Origin of the sequence: Shinella sp. S4-D37 (assembly GCF_040812195.1) — a bacterium.
GTDB lineage: Bacteria > Pseudomonadota > Alphaproteobacteria > Rhizobiales > Rhizobiaceae > Shinella.
Genome location: NZ_JBFNXL010000002.1, coordinates 215,468 through 230,485, shown reverse-complemented (window position 1 = coordinate 230,485; position 15,018 = coordinate 215,468). Strand labels below are relative to the sequence as shown.

At 60.0% G+C, this 15,018-nt stretch carries 16 protein-coding genes and 1 pseudogene; 8 read left to right on the top strand and 9 right to left on the bottom strand.

What is annotated here, in order from left to right; genetic code table 11:
* Nucleotides 1-49: 49 nt before the first annotated feature.
* From AB3G45_RS03060 to AB3G45_RS03040, 5 genes are all read right to left on the bottom strand, one after another.
* Entirely contained in the window at nucleotides 50-1,345 is a 1,296-nt protein-coding gene (locus tag AB3G45_RS03060) for an NAD(P)/FAD-dependent oxidoreductase (protein WP_367829180.1), read from the bottom strand.
* A gap of 241 nt (nucleotides 1,346-1,586) precedes the next feature.
* Nucleotides 1,587-2,366 carry a transporter substrate-binding domain-containing protein gene (locus AB3G45_RS03055; protein WP_367829179.1) on the bottom strand — a complete coding sequence of 260 codons (780 nt, stop codon included), beginning with the start codon at nucleotides 2,364-2,366 and terminating at the stop codon, nucleotides 1,587-1,589.
* 46 nt (nucleotides 2,367-2,412) lie between these two features.
* Nucleotides 2,413-3,147 carry an ABC transporter permease gene (locus tag AB3G45_RS03050; RefSeq protein WP_367829178.1) on the bottom strand — a complete coding sequence of 245 codons (735 nt, stop codon included), beginning with the start codon at nucleotides 3,145-3,147 and terminating at the stop codon, nucleotides 2,413-2,415.
* Nucleotides 3,144-3,860 carry an ABC transporter permease gene (locus tag AB3G45_RS03045; protein WP_367829177.1) on the bottom strand — a complete coding sequence of 239 codons (717 nt, stop codon included), beginning with the start codon at nucleotides 3,858-3,860 and terminating at the stop codon, nucleotides 3,144-3,146. Before AB3G45_RS03045 ends, AB3G45_RS03050 begins: the two co-directional genes overlap by 4 nt.
* On the bottom strand, nucleotides 3,857-4,663 hold the full coding sequence (locus tag AB3G45_RS03040) for an ATP-binding cassette domain-containing protein (protein ID WP_367829336.1): 807 nt from the start codon (nucleotides 4,661-4,663) through the stop codon (nucleotides 3,857-3,859). Before AB3G45_RS03040 ends, AB3G45_RS03045 begins: the two co-directional genes overlap by 4 nt.
* A gap of 265 nt (nucleotides 4,664-4,928) precedes the next feature.
* Between AB3G45_RS03040 and AB3G45_RS03035 the strand changes: the two genes are divergently transcribed.
* The gene (locus tag AB3G45_RS03035) at nucleotides 4,929-5,126 is read left to right on the top strand and encodes a hypothetical protein (protein WP_367829176.1); all 198 of its coding nucleotides are present in this window, start codon (nucleotides 4,929-4,931) and stop codon (nucleotides 5,124-5,126) included.
* Between the two features lie 24 nt (nucleotides 5,127-5,150).
* Here the strand turns inward: AB3G45_RS03035 and AB3G45_RS03030 are convergent, their stop codons facing one another.
* A complete protein-coding gene (locus AB3G45_RS03030) occupies nucleotides 5,151-5,909 on the bottom strand; it encodes a TetR family transcriptional regulator C-terminal domain-containing protein (protein WP_367829175.1) in 759 nt (252 codons plus the stop codon).
* A gap of 775 nt (nucleotides 5,910-6,684) precedes the next feature.
* On the opposite strand from AB3G45_RS03030, the gene AB3G45_RS03025 reads away from it, so the two are divergent.
* Entirely contained in the window at nucleotides 6,685-7,026 is a 342-nt protein-coding gene (locus tag AB3G45_RS03025) for a hypothetical protein (protein WP_367829174.1), read from the top strand.
* 332 nt (nucleotides 7,027-7,358) lie between these two features.
* On the opposite strand, the gene AB3G45_RS03020 is transcribed toward AB3G45_RS03025, so the two are convergent.
* Genes AB3G45_RS03020 through AB3G45_RS03010 form a run of 3 tightly spaced genes read right to left on the bottom strand, consistent with a single transcriptional unit; the run spans nucleotide 7,359 to nucleotide 11,802 of the window.
* Nucleotides 7,359-8,510, bottom strand: coding sequence for an FAD-dependent monooxygenase (locus tag AB3G45_RS03020; protein ID WP_367829173.1), 1,152 nt, complete (start codon nucleotides 8,508-8,510; stop codon nucleotides 7,359-7,361).
* 14 nt (nucleotides 8,511-8,524) lie between these two features.
* Nucleotides 8,525-9,748 (bottom strand): MFS transporter, encoded by a 1,224-nt coding sequence (locus AB3G45_RS03015; RefSeq protein WP_367829172.1) that lies wholly within the window; start codon nucleotides 9,746-9,748, stop codon nucleotides 8,525-8,527.
* Between the two features lie 5 nt (nucleotides 9,749-9,753).
* A complete protein-coding gene (locus tag AB3G45_RS03010; protein ID WP_367829171.1) occupies nucleotides 9,754-11,802 on the bottom strand; it encodes a TonB-dependent receptor in 2,049 nt (682 codons plus the stop codon).
* 271 nt (nucleotides 11,803-12,073) lie between these two features.
* Between AB3G45_RS03010 and AB3G45_RS03005 the strand changes: the two genes are divergently transcribed.
* The 6 genes and pseudogenes from AB3G45_RS03005 to AB3G45_RS02980 all read left to right on the top strand — a co-directional run bounded on the left by AB3G45_RS03005 (nucleotide 12,074) and on the right by AB3G45_RS02980 (nucleotide 15,007).
* The gene (locus tag AB3G45_RS03005; protein WP_367829170.1) at nucleotides 12,074-12,901 is read left to right on the top strand and encodes a helix-turn-helix transcriptional regulator; all 828 of its coding nucleotides are present in this window, start codon (nucleotides 12,074-12,076) and stop codon (nucleotides 12,899-12,901) included.
* A gap of 206 nt (nucleotides 12,902-13,107) precedes the next feature.
* Nucleotides 13,108-13,398, top strand: a pseudogene (locus AB3G45_RS03000) (Ku protein); the annotation flags it as partial.
* A gap of 249 nt (nucleotides 13,399-13,647) precedes the next feature.
* Nucleotides 13,648-14,175 carry a DUF4142 domain-containing protein gene (locus AB3G45_RS02995; protein WP_367829169.1) on the top strand — a complete coding sequence of 176 codons (528 nt, stop codon included), beginning with the start codon at nucleotides 13,648-13,650 and terminating at the stop codon, nucleotides 14,173-14,175.
* A gap of 38 nt (nucleotides 14,176-14,213) precedes the next feature.
* Entirely contained in the window at nucleotides 14,214-14,438 is a 225-nt protein-coding gene (locus AB3G45_RS02990) for a hypothetical protein (RefSeq protein WP_367829168.1), read from the top strand.
* A gap of 12 nt (nucleotides 14,439-14,450) precedes the next feature.
* Nucleotides 14,451-14,636: a hypothetical protein gene (locus tag AB3G45_RS02985; RefSeq protein ID WP_367829167.1), complete on the top strand. Its 186-nt coding sequence runs from the start codon at nucleotides 14,451-14,453 to the stop codon at nucleotides 14,634-14,636.
* Nucleotides 14,633-15,007: a GFA family protein gene (locus tag AB3G45_RS02980; protein ID WP_367829166.1), complete on the top strand. Its 375-nt coding sequence runs from the start codon at nucleotides 14,633-14,635 to the stop codon at nucleotides 15,005-15,007. Before AB3G45_RS02985 ends, AB3G45_RS02980 begins: the two co-directional genes overlap by 4 nt.
* Nucleotides 15,008-15,018: the final 11 nt, after the last annotated feature.

Sequence of the window (15,018 nt, the reverse complement as noted above, 5' to 3'; positions counted from 1 at the left end):
GATGCTCCGGATCGGCGCTGCCGGGAATGTCGAAATCGTTCATAGTCCATCAGCGCTCCCTCCCCGCCTGCCACTGTTCGAAGGCTATCTGCAAGGTCGCCCCGATGCGTCTGAGCGGTTCCGGAGGAAGCCAGGTTGGCGTTCCGAGCTCAAGACGATCACTCAGGAGAGAAGAGCGCAAACCGCTGGCTTGTTCGGCCAGGAGCTTGCCTTGAATGGTCCCCTTGAGAACCCCCGCCCCTCCGCATCCGACGGATGCATACATCCCCGGTTTGACCTGTCCGAAGAAATAGTTGTCATTGTGGGTGATCGCCGTGACGCCGCCCCACACATGCTCGAATTCATGGCTGCGCATTCGCGGGAATCTGCGACGGTAGAGTTTCGCCAGCATCCTGCGAGCGTCTGCAGTGCCGAGCTCCTTCTCATAGGAATCACCACTTCGAATGAGGAGGCGCCGCTTCGTCTTCCGCATTGTGGTTCCCATGCGATGCCCCGGAAGGACACCCCATGAGTCCTCGGCGCCCAGCAATGCGAGTTGATCATCACCGAGTTGGGGCGTGAGTGCGCCGTAGGTGTAGATCCCGATCATCCGATTACGGGCGATTCCGAGAGATCTCGCATGCAGATTGTTGGTTACGAAAACCCGGTCTGCGACAAACTCGCCACGGTTCGTTTGGATACGAAAGGGAGCGTTGTCGCTTAAAGATTGGACGGTGGTGTTTTCTCTCAGCTTTACGGCCGCAGGCAACGCGTCCGCGAGGCCGCGATGCAGGGCCGCCGGCTGGACCAGGGCCCGGGTCAGGGACCGTATCGCGTATCTGTAATACTCGGTCCCAAGCATCCGGGAAAGCTCAGGCCGGGAGTACTCCTCGGGGTTCAGATCCCATGCGCGATAGGTCTCGCGCGTCTGGCGAACCGATTTTTCGACCGACGGCGTGGCCGCAGCGGTTATAGCGGGCGTGATTTCATCCCAGTCGCAATCTATGGAATGTTCGCTCACCAGCGAACGGAGCCAATCCAGGCCCGCTTGCGCCAGCCCCATCTGCCGCGTCGCCCACTCCTTTGCAAATCCGGCGGCATTGGCACTTGGTTCACCCGGATTGACAAGAAGAAATCCGGAGTTCCGTCCTGAAGCACCTTCACCTATAGTCGACGAATCCAGAAGGAGCACTTCCTCCCCGGGCGCAAGTTCGGCGAGACGACGTGCGGCCGCCAATCCGGTGTAACCCGCGCCGACGACGGCGGTGCGAAAACGTCGGGTTGTCGTCTCGTCCTCCCGGTTGCGACGCTGCGGCAGCAGCGCATTCCAGCCGGACTGTGACTTGTAAGAAGGGGCGTTTTGCATTTCATGTACTCGACGTTGATCGACAATCAGTCGCCCTGATCAGGCAGATATTTCCCGGAAATATTCGACGCCTCCCAGTTTCGGCGTCAAACCCTTGCCGGGGTTCGCCGCGGGAGCACGAACAGCTTGAAGCGGCGATGCCGCATTGTTGCGGGAGAGTTGGGGAAGCCACGTTTTCGCGGCGCATTTCGAGAGGATGTCCCAAGGCCGGATGGTACCGGCCTTGGGACGAACGTCCTCTTCATTCCCCATAGATATCAAACGGGAAATACTTGTCGTTTATCGTCTTGTATTCACCGCTCGCGCGCACCTTGTGAATGCCGGCGCTGATAGTGTCGCGCAAGAGGTTCTCACCCTTGCGAATGCCCATTCCGACACCGGGGCCGAAATATCTCGGATCGTCATATTCCGGACCTTTGAATTCGTAGTCCTTGCCCCGATTGGAGTTGAGGAAATCGAAAAGAAGGATCGTGTCGGAGAAAACCAGATCGACCCGGCCGGCCTCCATATCCAAATAGCCCTGTTCGAGCGTCTGGTAGGTTCTCATGACGGATTCCGGCAGTTCCCCCTTGACGTAGGCTTCCTGCCAGGCGCCCCCCTGAAGCCCGATCACGACATCCTTCAGCCCTTCGGGGGTATAGTCCCATTGCTTGCCTTTCCTGCCGACAAAACGGTTTTCTGTCGCCCAATACTTGTCGGTGAAATCGACGGCCTTCTTTCGCTCCTCCGTGATCCCGAGGCCGATGATGACGTCGTATTTTCCGACCTGGAGGCCCGGAATGATCCCGTCCCAGTCCTGTATCACGAATTCGCACCGGATCTTTTCCGCCGCGCAGATCGCATTCATGATATCGACGTCGAAGCCTTGGACCTTGCCGTTCGTATCGACGAAATTGAACGGCGGGTAAGCGCCTTCGATGCCGATCCGCACCGGGTCCGGCAACGTTTCCTGAGCCACAGCAGGAGTCAGGCCAAGCAGCGGCCCTATCAACGCCAGTGAAATAATCCAAGATCTTGCCATTTCTTTTATTCCCCTTCTTGTGCTGAGTTAAAGTTCGGTGTCCTGACTACGTCTCTTGTGCCGAGGACGCGCCGAATGCGCCGGGCATGGCGTTCGATGGTCGCCTCCGTTCAGGATGCAGCCATGCGTCGGCAAGATGCACAGCAACCACCGCGACCACGTTGATGAACAGGTAGATCACCCCCGCCGCGATAAAGACTTCGAAGACGGCATAGGTGCGGGAAATGATCTGCCTGGCGATCCCGGTTACCTCGATAAGCGTGACCGTGCTCGCGAGCGACGTCGCCTTGATCATGAGGATCAGCTCGTTCCCGTAGGCAGGCAGCGCCTGCCGCGCCGCCACCGGGATCACCACGCGTCGCATGATCGCCAGCCGCGACATTCCGATGGCGTGGGCAGCCTCGATGTGCCCCGACGGCACGGAAAGGACGCCGCCTCTCATTATTTCGCTCACATAGGCAGCCGTGTTGAGGGCCAGCGCTATCGTCGAGCACCAGAATGGATCCCGCAATACGACCCAGAAGATGCTTGTCCGGACCGCATCGAACTGGGAAAGCCCGTAATAGACCAGGAAGAGCTGCACCAGCAGCGGCGTGCCGCGGAAGACGAAGACATACCCCTTTGCCAGCAGTTGGAGTGCAACGAAGCGCGACTGGCGTGCGGCGGTCAGCCCGATTGCCAGCACCAGGCCGGTGGAGACGCTCAGCAACGCCAGTTCCAGCGTGAGCCGCACGCCTTCCAGAAGCGTCGGGAAGCTTTCCAGGATCATCTGGAAGTTCATGGCCGCGCCTCCTTCAGACCCCGTCCGGAGAAGATTTCGGCACGGGCGAAGAGACGCGCGGAGCCCCACGTGAATAGAAGATAAATCAGGGCTGCAGCAAAATAGAACGTGAATGGCTCATGCGTCACGCCCGCGGCCATGTTCGCGCTTCTCATGATTTCGGCCAGTCCTGTGACCGATATCAGAGAGGTATCCTTTAGCGTCGTCTGCCAGACGTTGTTCAGGCCAGGCAAAGCAACCCTTAGCGCCTGTGGAAACAGGATCCGTGAAACGATGACCCATCTCTTGAGTCCCAAAGCCATCGCCGCCTCTATCTGACCCTTTGGGACGCTCGCGATCGCGCCTCGGATCACCTCCGCGGAGTAAGCTCCTGAAATAAGGCCGACGGATAGAACGCCGATGGCGAACGCGTTGACCTCGATATAACCGCCATAGCCAAACGTCCGCCTGACGACCGCCATGATCATGGAACTGGTGCCGAAGAAGAAAAGGTAGATCACAAGCAGTTCCGGGATGCCGCGAACGAGCGTGGTGTAGACGAGAGCGAGTGCCCGCAGCGAAACGTGCCGCGATCTCGAAGCCATGGCGGTAAGCGCACCCGGGACGAGACCGAACGCAAATGAGCTCACAGCCACAGCGATGGTCATCAGCGCGCCGATCAGAAGCGTGCTGCCCCATCCTTCCGAGCCAAACGAGAGGAGTGTGAGCGTCATGGGGCTCGCTCCCCGCCACCGCTGAGGAAGTCCCGGAGACGTTGAGGCGCGCCGCCGCCGAACAGATCGTGCGGCGCACCTTGCGCGGCTATCCTCCCGCCCTGCAAAAAGACAAGCTGGCTGGCGACGTCCCTCGCGAAGGCCATCTCGTGCGTAACGATCACCATGGTGGTGCCTTCAGCCGCCAGCTGGCGCATCACCCTGAGAACCTCACCGACGAGCTCCGGATCAAGCGCCGATGTCGGCTCGTCAAACAGGATGGCATGCGGGTCCATCGCGAGCGCGCGAGCGATCGCGACACGCTGTTGCTGGCCGCCCGACAAATGCGCCGGATAGGCGTTCTCCTTTCCGGAAAGGCCGACCTTTGCGAGATATGCGCGCGCCCGATCGGCGGCCTCGCGCTTGGGCAGGCCGAGAACGAAACGGGGGCCTTCCATGAGGTTTTCGAGAACCGTCCGGTGATCCCAGAGATTGAACGCCTGGAAGACCATTCCGACCTGTGACCGCAGGCGCTCGACCTGCTTACGTCCGGCGCGTTCGTGCGGCGCGCCGTCGAAGGCTATCTGCTCTCCACGAAACCTGAGCGATCCGGCATCGGGCGTTTCGAGAAGGTTCATGCATCGCAGCAGCGTCGATTTTCCCGAGCCGCTTGATCCAACGATGGCAATGACATCCCCACGGCTTGCTGCGAGTGAGACGCCGTCGAGAACCTTGTGCTCGCCAAACCACTTTTCCAGATTGTCTGCTTCAATGATCGTCTCGCGACCGGCGGTCGCACCGGAAAGTCGATCTCCGGCCGTCATTTTGCAATCGATACGAGCAAGATCGAGACCTGATGTCGTCTCATCATCTGCGGCGGAGTAGCATCCGTCCATCACCATTGCGCAGCTTCTTCTCGCATGGTGGCGCGATCGCATTGCGGATGGGAAGGGCTACCGTCTTGGGCCTCGCCGTCTCCATGCTCGTAAGAAGCCATTACCCACCTCCCTCGACGGATTTTCCGCCTCGATAAGGGAAGCTATCTCTTATTGAAAATTCTTTCAACAAGAATTAAATTTCGGCGAGTGCATGAAAGAGGCCGCGCCTGTCGGCGGCGGCCGTTTCTGGAAACGTGCCGATGATTTGGAGATCGGGTCATGTCAAACGACGACGCCCGGATTCCTGGAAGTGAGTGACGATTTCGAGCGTTATCCTATCGACGAAACCAACAACTGCCGTCGCGATTATAGACCCTGCATCGATTGCCTTTTGACCAACGACTCTTGAGCGCCCGATGGCTTACTGGCCATGTCAGGGGAGTTGTGACTGCCGTTCGGTTGACGGACCGTAAGGAGTCCCGAGGATTTCGCCGTTCTGAGACCTTGAGCCGGCCGATTGCGGCGACCACCGATCCCGATTGAGTTCGAGACGGCTCAAGGGACCCAGTTGCACTTCCAAAAGCGCATAACATCCATCAACCGCGTCAGACTGAGATACCGCGGTCGGGTCGAGACACCACTCCAGCCACAGTCCGTCAAAAAGGGCGATGAAGTTCATCGCAAGCTGCCCTGAGTTGACGCCGCGCCCACGTTCATCTGCAAGCGCTGCTATTTCTAGCTGAAGCGCCTCGCGATATTCGCGCCAAAGCTGGCTGTGCTGAATTCTAAGGGCCTCGTTCTTGGCGATCTCGCCCCAGAGCGAAAGCCAGATATGGAGATTGGCCTTGGAGAAATGCTTTTCCGAGAACTGGGCCTGGATAAGGGCGCACAGCCGCTGTTCCGGAGTGCTTTCGTCAGCATTGGCGCGGTTCATGCGAGCCTCGACAATCTGTTGATGAATGTCATCGTAAAGGGAAGCCCGATAAACCTCGGCCAGTATTTCATCCTTGCCGGAGAAATGATGCGCAACGAGACCGATGGAGACCTTCGCCTCCTTGCGGATGTTGTCGGTCGTCAACGCCGTAATCCCGCCTCGCGAAAGGCATCGCGTTGCGGCTTCGATCAGCATCCGGCGGCGTACCGCCGGCAATTCGCGGCTGAATCTCGGTCGTCGCGGTTTGGTCTCCGTCATTTCTCAGGCCTTTGGTGACACGACAACTGCTGGCTGTGGCGCTCGGAAGAGAGCAGCTCGATCTGCTTATGTCAGATTGAGGAGTCCTCGTCATCCTTTTCAGAGTCATGCAACGCCCGGCACTTCGGAGCCATCGCAGCCGTGCTGACGGGCGCCAGCTACATCGACCGATGCGCGAACCTATATCGAGGGATTCCTGTAGACCCCGGTGCAGCCGCCCAAGGTGGCGGCCTGTCTTCCGCATACTCCGGCCGGACCGGCCGTGCTATCCAAACGACGCTCCGCGAACGGACCACGCAGGTCAGTCTGTAACTATAAGCACCGAAAGCACCAAGCGGAATGTCGATCACTGGCAGCAGCGAATTCATCGCGAGTACGAAGGCAATGATGAATACGATCTTCGCAGGCGCGTCTACTGAGAATACATGAATCGTTTTTAGGTGGAACCAAGCAGGCACAAAAATGAATTGATAGGCTCCATGAGCTTGTCCGCCATATCTTGGGCATCTCGGATACTCGCGTCGAAAGAGATCGACGCCAGCTCGGCATTCGGCATTACGCGGGCTAGATCCTCCGCAACCCGCCGCGGATGATGGAAGTCGGTGCCAGGAATGATGAGATCGGTGTCAGAACGTCGCGCAGTTCCTCCACGCGCTAAAACGACCGATCGTAGCCGATCGCGGCTGCGGCCGCGATGCTCTCGGGATCTGCTCTTGAATATGCCGTCGATTATCGCCGCAATAGCCAATCATTCTATCTACCCGATGGCGACAGCATGGTACTTGAGATGCAGCCCTCCGCCGGGAAGGTCCTTCCCGCTTTCGATGCAGGCGAGATCGAGCGTCTGGTATGGTGGGCACAGGGCAATCCCTTCGACTACAGTTATGTCGCCTTCTCGGAGAAGGTGAAGGCTGCTGGCTGCGCCGGCTATCTCGTGTCCTTTCTGAGCCGCCGGTCGTCTATTTCGGCCGCACCGCTGAAACTCATGTCGAGCACTTTCCGAGCTGACCGGCCGGGATACTTTTCGGCTCCTGGTCCGGCGTATTCATCCGAGGCGGCGGCATTCGGAACGCCTGCTTTCGGAGCCGTCGCTTCATACCATGAACGACCGCAATGAGGTCGAATCCTGACGGTTCACCGCCCGCGCCCGCCGCGCCCCGGAACGACTCGACATGGGGTGGGAGAACGAACCCGCTCGCGCGGGATGGGCGGCGGCTTGGCCGTCTGCGGAATGAGGTGATCGTCGTGTGCTGATGGAGCGTCGTCTGTCCTTGGCGGACGATCCTGGCCCCTTCACCTGAATGGAGCCTCCCCATGAGCACCCTTCCTGTTCCCGCCGCGTCGGTCACCCTATGCCACCGTTTCTATCCATGAGAAGGTACGATTCGGCCGACCACGACGGCAGACCGTCACCGAACAGAATTCCAGGGTCGGCACGCTTATTCAATCCTACCGCATTCGCACCAGCTCGATTTCCGCGCGAATGGCGCTGCTGAAGTAACGGCCAAGCCAGGCGCGTGGCATGTTGCGCATCACGAAATTGCGCAGGTGAAAGGCGAAGGGGCTTTGCGGAATGAAGATCGCCGCCATCTTGCGACTTCTCGCCTGAAGCCGGCCGATGATAGGCCGCAGACGTGCCTCGTGCCGCCCAAGCGCCGTCACCGGATCATCACTAACCCTCAATGCCTCGCCCAACATTTCCGCCGAGGCGAGCGCCATGCCGGCGCCTTGTCCCGATACAAGTGTGAGACAATGGGCGGCATCGCCCAGAAGCAGCACCCTGCCCTTCGACCATCGTGGCAGGTCGATCATGGTGAGGCTGTCCACGATGATGGGATCGCCCGCGCCATCGGCCTGATCAAGCAGCGCACGGACCTGCGGATGGCTGCCGACACTGATGCTTTTGAGAAGCGTCGCCTTGTCGTCAGACCGCTCCAGCCCGCTGCGTGGATCCCGCCAGACATGCATGGCGGCGAGACGCCCGTCATGCAGCGCATAATATTCCGCGAGATGCCCCGGCTCGGCATAGGATACGAAATCAGTCTCGAATTGCTTCGGGGCATCGACGTCATAGACCGAGAAATAGTAGCCCAGCGGCTGAAGACAATCGCCATCCGGCCCGAACAGCGTCTGCCTTGTGTACGAACGAAAGCCATCGGCACCGATCAGCAGATCGGCCTTCACCGTCTCACCGCATTCCAGGGCGACATCGACATGGGTGCCCTTGTCCTCGAAACCCGTGACCGTTTCGCCGAAACGGATTTCGGCGGTGTCGGACAGGCTTTCGGCCAGCGCCTGCACGAGGTCGTTCCTGCGAATGGCGAGATAGGGAAGATCGCGAATAAAATCGCGATAGCGCAGCCGCAGCAACTCGCGGCCGCTACTGTCCCTGTAGACGTTCTCGTCGATCCGATAGGAAGCGGCCTCAAGCTTGTCGAGCAGGCCCATCCGGCCGACAGTCTCGAAACCAGGGCCGGAAAGGCCGAGCATGTAGCCGTTCTGCCTGAGCCCTGGAGCGCGCTCGACAACCAGTGAGCGCCAGCCGACCTTGTCCAGCCACCAGGCAGCGGCAAGGCCGGCGACACCCGCGCCGACGATCACGGCAAGCGGTCTGGTCATGATGAAATCCCTTTCTTCAGGCGATGTTCGAACAGGAAAAGCAATGGCGGCACGAGGACGGTCAGCAATGCAGCCAGAGCGAAGGTCGCGGCATAGCCGGCCCGCGACGCCAGCATTGCGCCGCCCATGCCGCAGATCGCGGCGGCGATGGCGCTGGCGCACTGGAATAGCGTGAAATCGACACCCGGTTGCGATGGCGAGGCAAGGGCCATCAACCGTGCGTAGCTGGTGACGAACCCGGCTGCCATGACGGCACTTTCGATGACGAACAGGCCGACGAGAAGGGAAAGGTGATCGGACGCCAGCACAACCGCACTGGCCAGCGCGACGAGCGAAAGGACATGAAGGCAGGAGACGGCAAACATCGCGCGTTCCGCACCGAACCGATGGGCAAGCGCGCCGCCGAACGCGGTACCGGCAAGCCCGGCAGCCACGCCGCCGGCGCCGTTCAACAGGCCGAGCGTGGCGAGCGGCAGGCCGGCGTCGACGAGAAACGGCCCGGCCAGCGCCTGCGCCAGACGCCCGCCTAGTTCGAACGCAATCGTCATGGCGATACCGATGCGGATTTCGCGCCGGCGCAATCCGTTCAGCAGTCCGGGTGTAGGGGACGACGGTGCGAGCGGCATGACGTCAGCTTCACGGACCGTCGCCATGGGCACCGAAAACAGAAGAACGAGCACGGCGAGAAGGAAGGATGCAACCATCCAGCCAAACGCCGCATAGGCTGCAACGAACAGGCCGCTGCCGAAGATCATGCCGAGATAGCCGCCGCCCACCTGCGCAACATTGGCAAGCCCGCGCTTTTCGTCAGGAAACCGTTCGATCAGGAAGGCATCGCAGGCGATGTCCACCGTAGCCGATGCCAGCGCCATAAGGACCAGAAGGCCAAGGAGGATCGAAAAATCCATACCCACGGCCAAGCCGAAGGCGACAAGGGCCAGCACGACAACGGCCTCACCGGCAAGGATCAAGGCCCGCGAACGGCGCCTGCCGTCAATGCCCAGGCGCCAGCGTTCGACGGGCGCCGCCCAGAGAAATTTCAGGGCCCAGACCAGCATGGCGAGCGATACGAGACCGATCCGGTCGAGCGAGACGTTTTCGGCTCGCAACACGGCGGGAACGCCGAGGAACGTCAATCCGCCGACGAGGCTTTGCGCGGTGTAGATGCCGCCTGCCGCGAGCAGGAGGCGCGGCAGGGACGGGGCGTGAGGCGCGCTCATTTGGGTCAGAATTCCTTGCGCAGCGTCAGACCGAAGGTGCGGCCCTTGCCCAGCGTGCCGAGTTCATATGCACCGTTCACGTAGCCAGACGTCTTGTAGGACTTGTCGGCAATATTCTGGACGTAGAGCCTGGCAGAAAACCCGTCCGCCTTCGCAAAGTCGAGGCTGGCATCGAAGGTCGCGTAACCCGGCTGACCCGTGGTATTGGCCTCGTCGAACCACGTCTTCGAATAGACGTTGGCCGCCGCATTCGCCGTCAGCGTGCCGTCGAACAGGTTGTCGGTCAGCACATAGGCAACGTTCACATGCGCGGTGATGTCTGGCGCGTAGGGAATGCGGTTTCCGTCAAAGGAAGTGCCGGTATAGGGATCGGTAAAATCGGTGAACTTCGAGCGCCCGAAGGCGGCGTTGCCGGTCAGCGTCAGCTTTTCAGTGGCGCGCCATGCCGCCTCCAGTTCGATGCCGGTGCTGGTGGACTCGCCGACATTACGGATGAACTGCTGGCCGATCATACCGACATAAATCTGCTTGTCGGAAGAACGGATGTGATAGACGCTTGCCGAAAGATCCAGATCGCCGTCGAGAAGCGTGGACTTGAAGCCTGCCTCGAAGTTCCAGTTCGATTCCGGATCGTAGGATGCCGCATCGATGGACGAGGAAATGCTGTGGTTGAAGCCACCAGGCTTGTAGCCGCGCGAGATCACACCGAACACCCGCACATCGGGCGTCAACTGATAGCCGGCCGCGAATTTCGGCTGAAGGCTGGTGAAATCGGCATCGCGCTCGAAATCGAATCCCATCCCCATGCCATATGTGTCGGCGCGGAACGCATCGATACTCGAACGGTCGTAGGTGGCGCGCAATCCGCCGGTCAGGTCCAGCCGGTCGGTCGCGTGCCAGATAACCTCGCCGAACGCCGCTGCACTGTCAGTCGTGACATTGTTGGTCGACGCTCCGTAGTACGGCGCGATGGCGCTTTTCCAGCCCATGAAATCGTTGTGGCTGTACCACAGGCCAGCAACGCCGCTGAACAGGTCGCCTTCATAGCTCAGACGCAATTCCTGCGAGACCGTCTCATCATCCTGTGGCCACTGATAGCGGCTGCCGGCACCGGCGGAAAAGTCACGTTCCACATCGCTTTTCTGATAGCCGGTGATGCCGGACAGCGTGAAATCGCCGAAACGGTAATTCCACTGGCCGGAAAGGGTGGTCACATCGCGGCGAAGGTCGGGAATATCGCCATAGAGACCGCTGCGATAAATCCGGTCGTCCACATCGGCTTGGAAGGAATAGAGTTCCTCATGGGAGAGCAGCCTTTCCTTCGCATAGCTGATCGCCGCGTCGAAATCTCCGCCGGCCGGCGCATAGCGCAGCGTGGCTCTGCCATAACCGTTGTTGGACGTATTGATGTCACTCTTGCCGGTCGTCGCATTATCGATATCGCCGGAGAAGTGGCGGAAACTGCCGGCATAATCGAAATAGAGCGTTTCCGGCACGAGCACCGCCGTTCCGCCGATTTCAACCGATGGTTCGTCCAGCGAGACATTGGTTTCGACGTAGAAACGGTTGGCATCCTTCTTTCTGGTGATGATGTTGATCACACCGCCATAGGCATTTGCGCCGTAAAGCGTGCCCTGCGGCCCGCGCAGCAATTCGACGCGTTCCACATCGGTCAGCATCTGCGCGAAGGTCGAGGGCAATTGCGGCACACCATCGACATAGACCTGCACGGTCGGATTGAAATAGTCCGGCGAGGAAATACCGCGCACCGTCACGTTGGAATAGACGCGGTTGCCGCGATTGCCCATGCTGACGCCGGGAAAGACCTTCTGGAGATCATCGACCGTGCGGATGCCTCGCTCGGCAAGCTCGTCACCCGTGACGACCGTGATGGAGGCATCGACCTTGCCGATCTCCTGCTCGCGCTTGGTGGCCGTGACGGTGATCGTCTCCAGAACCGTCTCACCGCCTGCCTCCTGTGCAGGTGAATCCGTACAGGAAAACACCAGCAGGCATACCGACGCCGTCAAAGCCATTTTTCTGCCGCGCAACATATTGAATCCCCGATGCCTGCGAAATAAACTTGACTTCCCTATTCCAGTTAACAAATGCAAAGGCTAACGTTTTCCGGACGCGAATTGACGGAATCCGGACTAAAAAGCCTGCCCAAGGACGGGACCGATGAATCTCACGAAGACCTCGATGAACGGAACGGGAGAGATCGCCGCGGCAGAGAACCTGATCAACTGGAAGAATTGTGTTGATGCGGAAATCGACCAGCTCGGCTGGCGCGAGGCGACGCGGGTCGAGCAGCCCGGCGATGACGTGACCATCTACACGATCGACGTGACGCCGCCGGAAGATCTGGTTTTTCGGCCCGAAGGTCCGGCCACGTTCTCACTTTCCGTATTTCTCGATGGCGAGGGTACGCTGTCCGTCGATGGTGCCAAGCCCTTCCGTGTTCAGCCCGGGGCCGCCGTCTTCTTCGCCTGCGACCGCGTCACCCGTGGCGAGAACCATGTCGAAGGCGGCCGCCGCCTGAGCGTTGTGGACATCCGCTTGGAAAAACCCCTGCTCGAAAAGCTCGGCGGCATCTCGCTCGCTCGCCTCGGCGGTGCCGTGATCACTGAAAACAGCCTTCCTGACGAGGACATCTTTCTGATCGGCTTCAAGGCGCCGCCCGAACTCCTGAACGTAGCCGCAAGCGTGCTGCAATGCCGCTTCGGAGAAGGCTTGGCTCGCCGCGCCTATCTTTACAGCAAGGCGATCGAGGCCGTCGGCATCGGCCTCGATGCGGTGACACGCTGGACCGGCGACACCCCGCTCAAACCTCTCGGCGAAGAGGAACTGAAACGGCTTCATGCCGCCATCGCCCTAATCGAGCACCACTATAACGCCAACTGGACGATCGCGCGCCTTTCCCGCGAGGTGGGGTTGAACGAACGCCGCCTCAAGGAAGGCTTCCGCCTTGCGATCGGCACCTCAGTTCACGCCTACCTGCGAACGACGCGGCTTGACGCAGCCGCAACCCTGCTCTCGTCTGGTTCAAGCGTCACCGAAGCCGCCTATGCCGTCGGCTTCGACAATCTCAGCCATTTCAGCAAGGCCTTCCGCGAAGTGAAGGGCGTATTGCCGAGCCGTTACAAGGGCTGAGCATTTTGGCGATGGTTTAGCACGCTTTCGCGTGGATAGCGGGGCTAACATGTTGATTTTCGGCAGGGCTTGATCCGTGTTTCCACTTGGCGCCGCTCCATCTTATACCTCCTAAACGGTTGTACAGTATGCGTAATTTTAGCCCGATGGCGGATTAGGTGAATTGAAAATTTGGCTCAAACCATGCCGAAAATCAACACCGTACCCACGGCAAGGGCCTGATCGCCACGACCATGCAATATGACTATGAGGTCCGCTCCTCTGAAAAGGCGTTCGACGAGATACCGAAGCTGCGCATCAAGGGCGAAATGCTCAATCTTGCCAAGCATATCATCGCCACCAAGAAGGGGACCTTCGACCCGGCCGCGTTCGACGATCGCTATGAGACGGCGGTCGCTGAACTGGTGAAGGCGAAAATCGAAGGCAAGGCCCTGCCGAAGCGCAAGGAGGTCAAGGTCTCCAAACCAGACGATCTGCTGGCCGCGCTGCGCAAGAGCCTCGCCGACGGAAAAGGCAAGCGCGCCTCCTGATTTTTTCATGCCCACGTATGATGGACCTCATGGAGGTGAAGCGCCATCGGCCATCCCTTGCTCGACTCCGGCACGGCGCTGGTTCGGCGTGCCTTCGTCGCCCGCGCTTGGAGTAACCGCAGACGAGAGGCAGAGCAGCGAACAATAGGCTCCTTCTGGGGAGGCGCACGGGAACAACCGGCCTGCTGCGAGGTTCAGCACCAAAGGAGACCCGCCATGAAAACGATACCTGCTACTCTCGCCTTGTTCCTGATCTCGTCCGCCGCCTTCGCCCAGTCGACCGCCGAAACGACAGGCGTCAACTCCGCCTTGAGCATTCCTCCCAAAACAGAGGATTTCGTAAAGGAAGTCTCGATGAGCGATATCTTCGAGATCGAGTCGAGCAAGCTCGCGCTGCAGAAGGGTAACGCCGCGACGAAGGCCTTCGCGCAACAAATGATTGACGCTCATGAGAAGACGACGAGCGAACTGAAGGGCCTGATCGACGGCGGCAAGGTGACGGCGCCTGCTGCCACAGGAATGTCCGACGCGCAGAAGAAATCGTTTGACGAGCTCAAGGATGTCTCGGGCAAGGAGTTCGACGATGCTTATCAGGACGATCAGGAAGATGCCCATGAGGACGCCGGCGATGTCTTCAAGCGTTATGCTTCGGAAGGTGAAAACGCCGACCTGAAGGCATGGGCGGCAAAGACGCTTCCGGCCCTCGAACACCACCTGAAGATGGCCGAAGACCTGGACGACTAGCCAGCGCCATTCCCCGCTTGTTCATGGAGGAAATTCCAATGAAGTCGCACAGATCCGCAAAAGGGTCGACAGGCCCCAGGCGCGACGCCGCCGGCCAGTTCGCCCCTTCGCAAGCCGACCGGTCCGCAGATGGCGTCGCAAGCGCGAAGCCGACGGTCGTCACCGGCTCCGAGGATGCCACCGCGCACCCCGATCCCCCTGGCAAGAAGCACGAGAAGGACTGGGACGTCGGTTTCGACGAACGCCAACCCGACCGGTCGTGAAGGGAGACAACCATGACCAAGACGAGTAAAAATCCGGAGGTCGAACACCCAGGCCGTGAGCGGCCACGCCGAACAGGCGGCGAGGAGGTCTCAGACCCACATCCCGGCAACGTGTCGGACGGCACCCACCCGGAAGCCTCCGAGAAGAAGCTACCGCGCGGCACAGATGACCGCCACACAGATAGGCAACCGAAATGACGCTCCTCACTGGATCGTGTCTTTGCGGACAGGTACGGATAACAGTGTGGGGCGCTCCCGACCGGGTCGGCATCTGCCATTGCACCGATTGCCGGCAGGAGAGTGGCTCGGCCTTCACGTTTTTCGGGATCTGGCCTGCTGGAAAGTTCGAATATAAGGGAAAGACCGCCAGCTTTTCCGGCCGGTGCTTTTGCGCTCATTGCGGGGCGCGTGTCTTCTCCCTCGACACGCGCGAAGCAGAGGTCAAGCTCGGCATCCTGTCCGATGCGCCGACGCTCCTCACTCCCACGTACGAACTGTGGATCAAGCGCCGCGAACCCTGGCTTCGGCCTGTCGAAGGCGCCGAGCAATATCAAGAAGACAGGCCGTAGCCGCGGCCGGT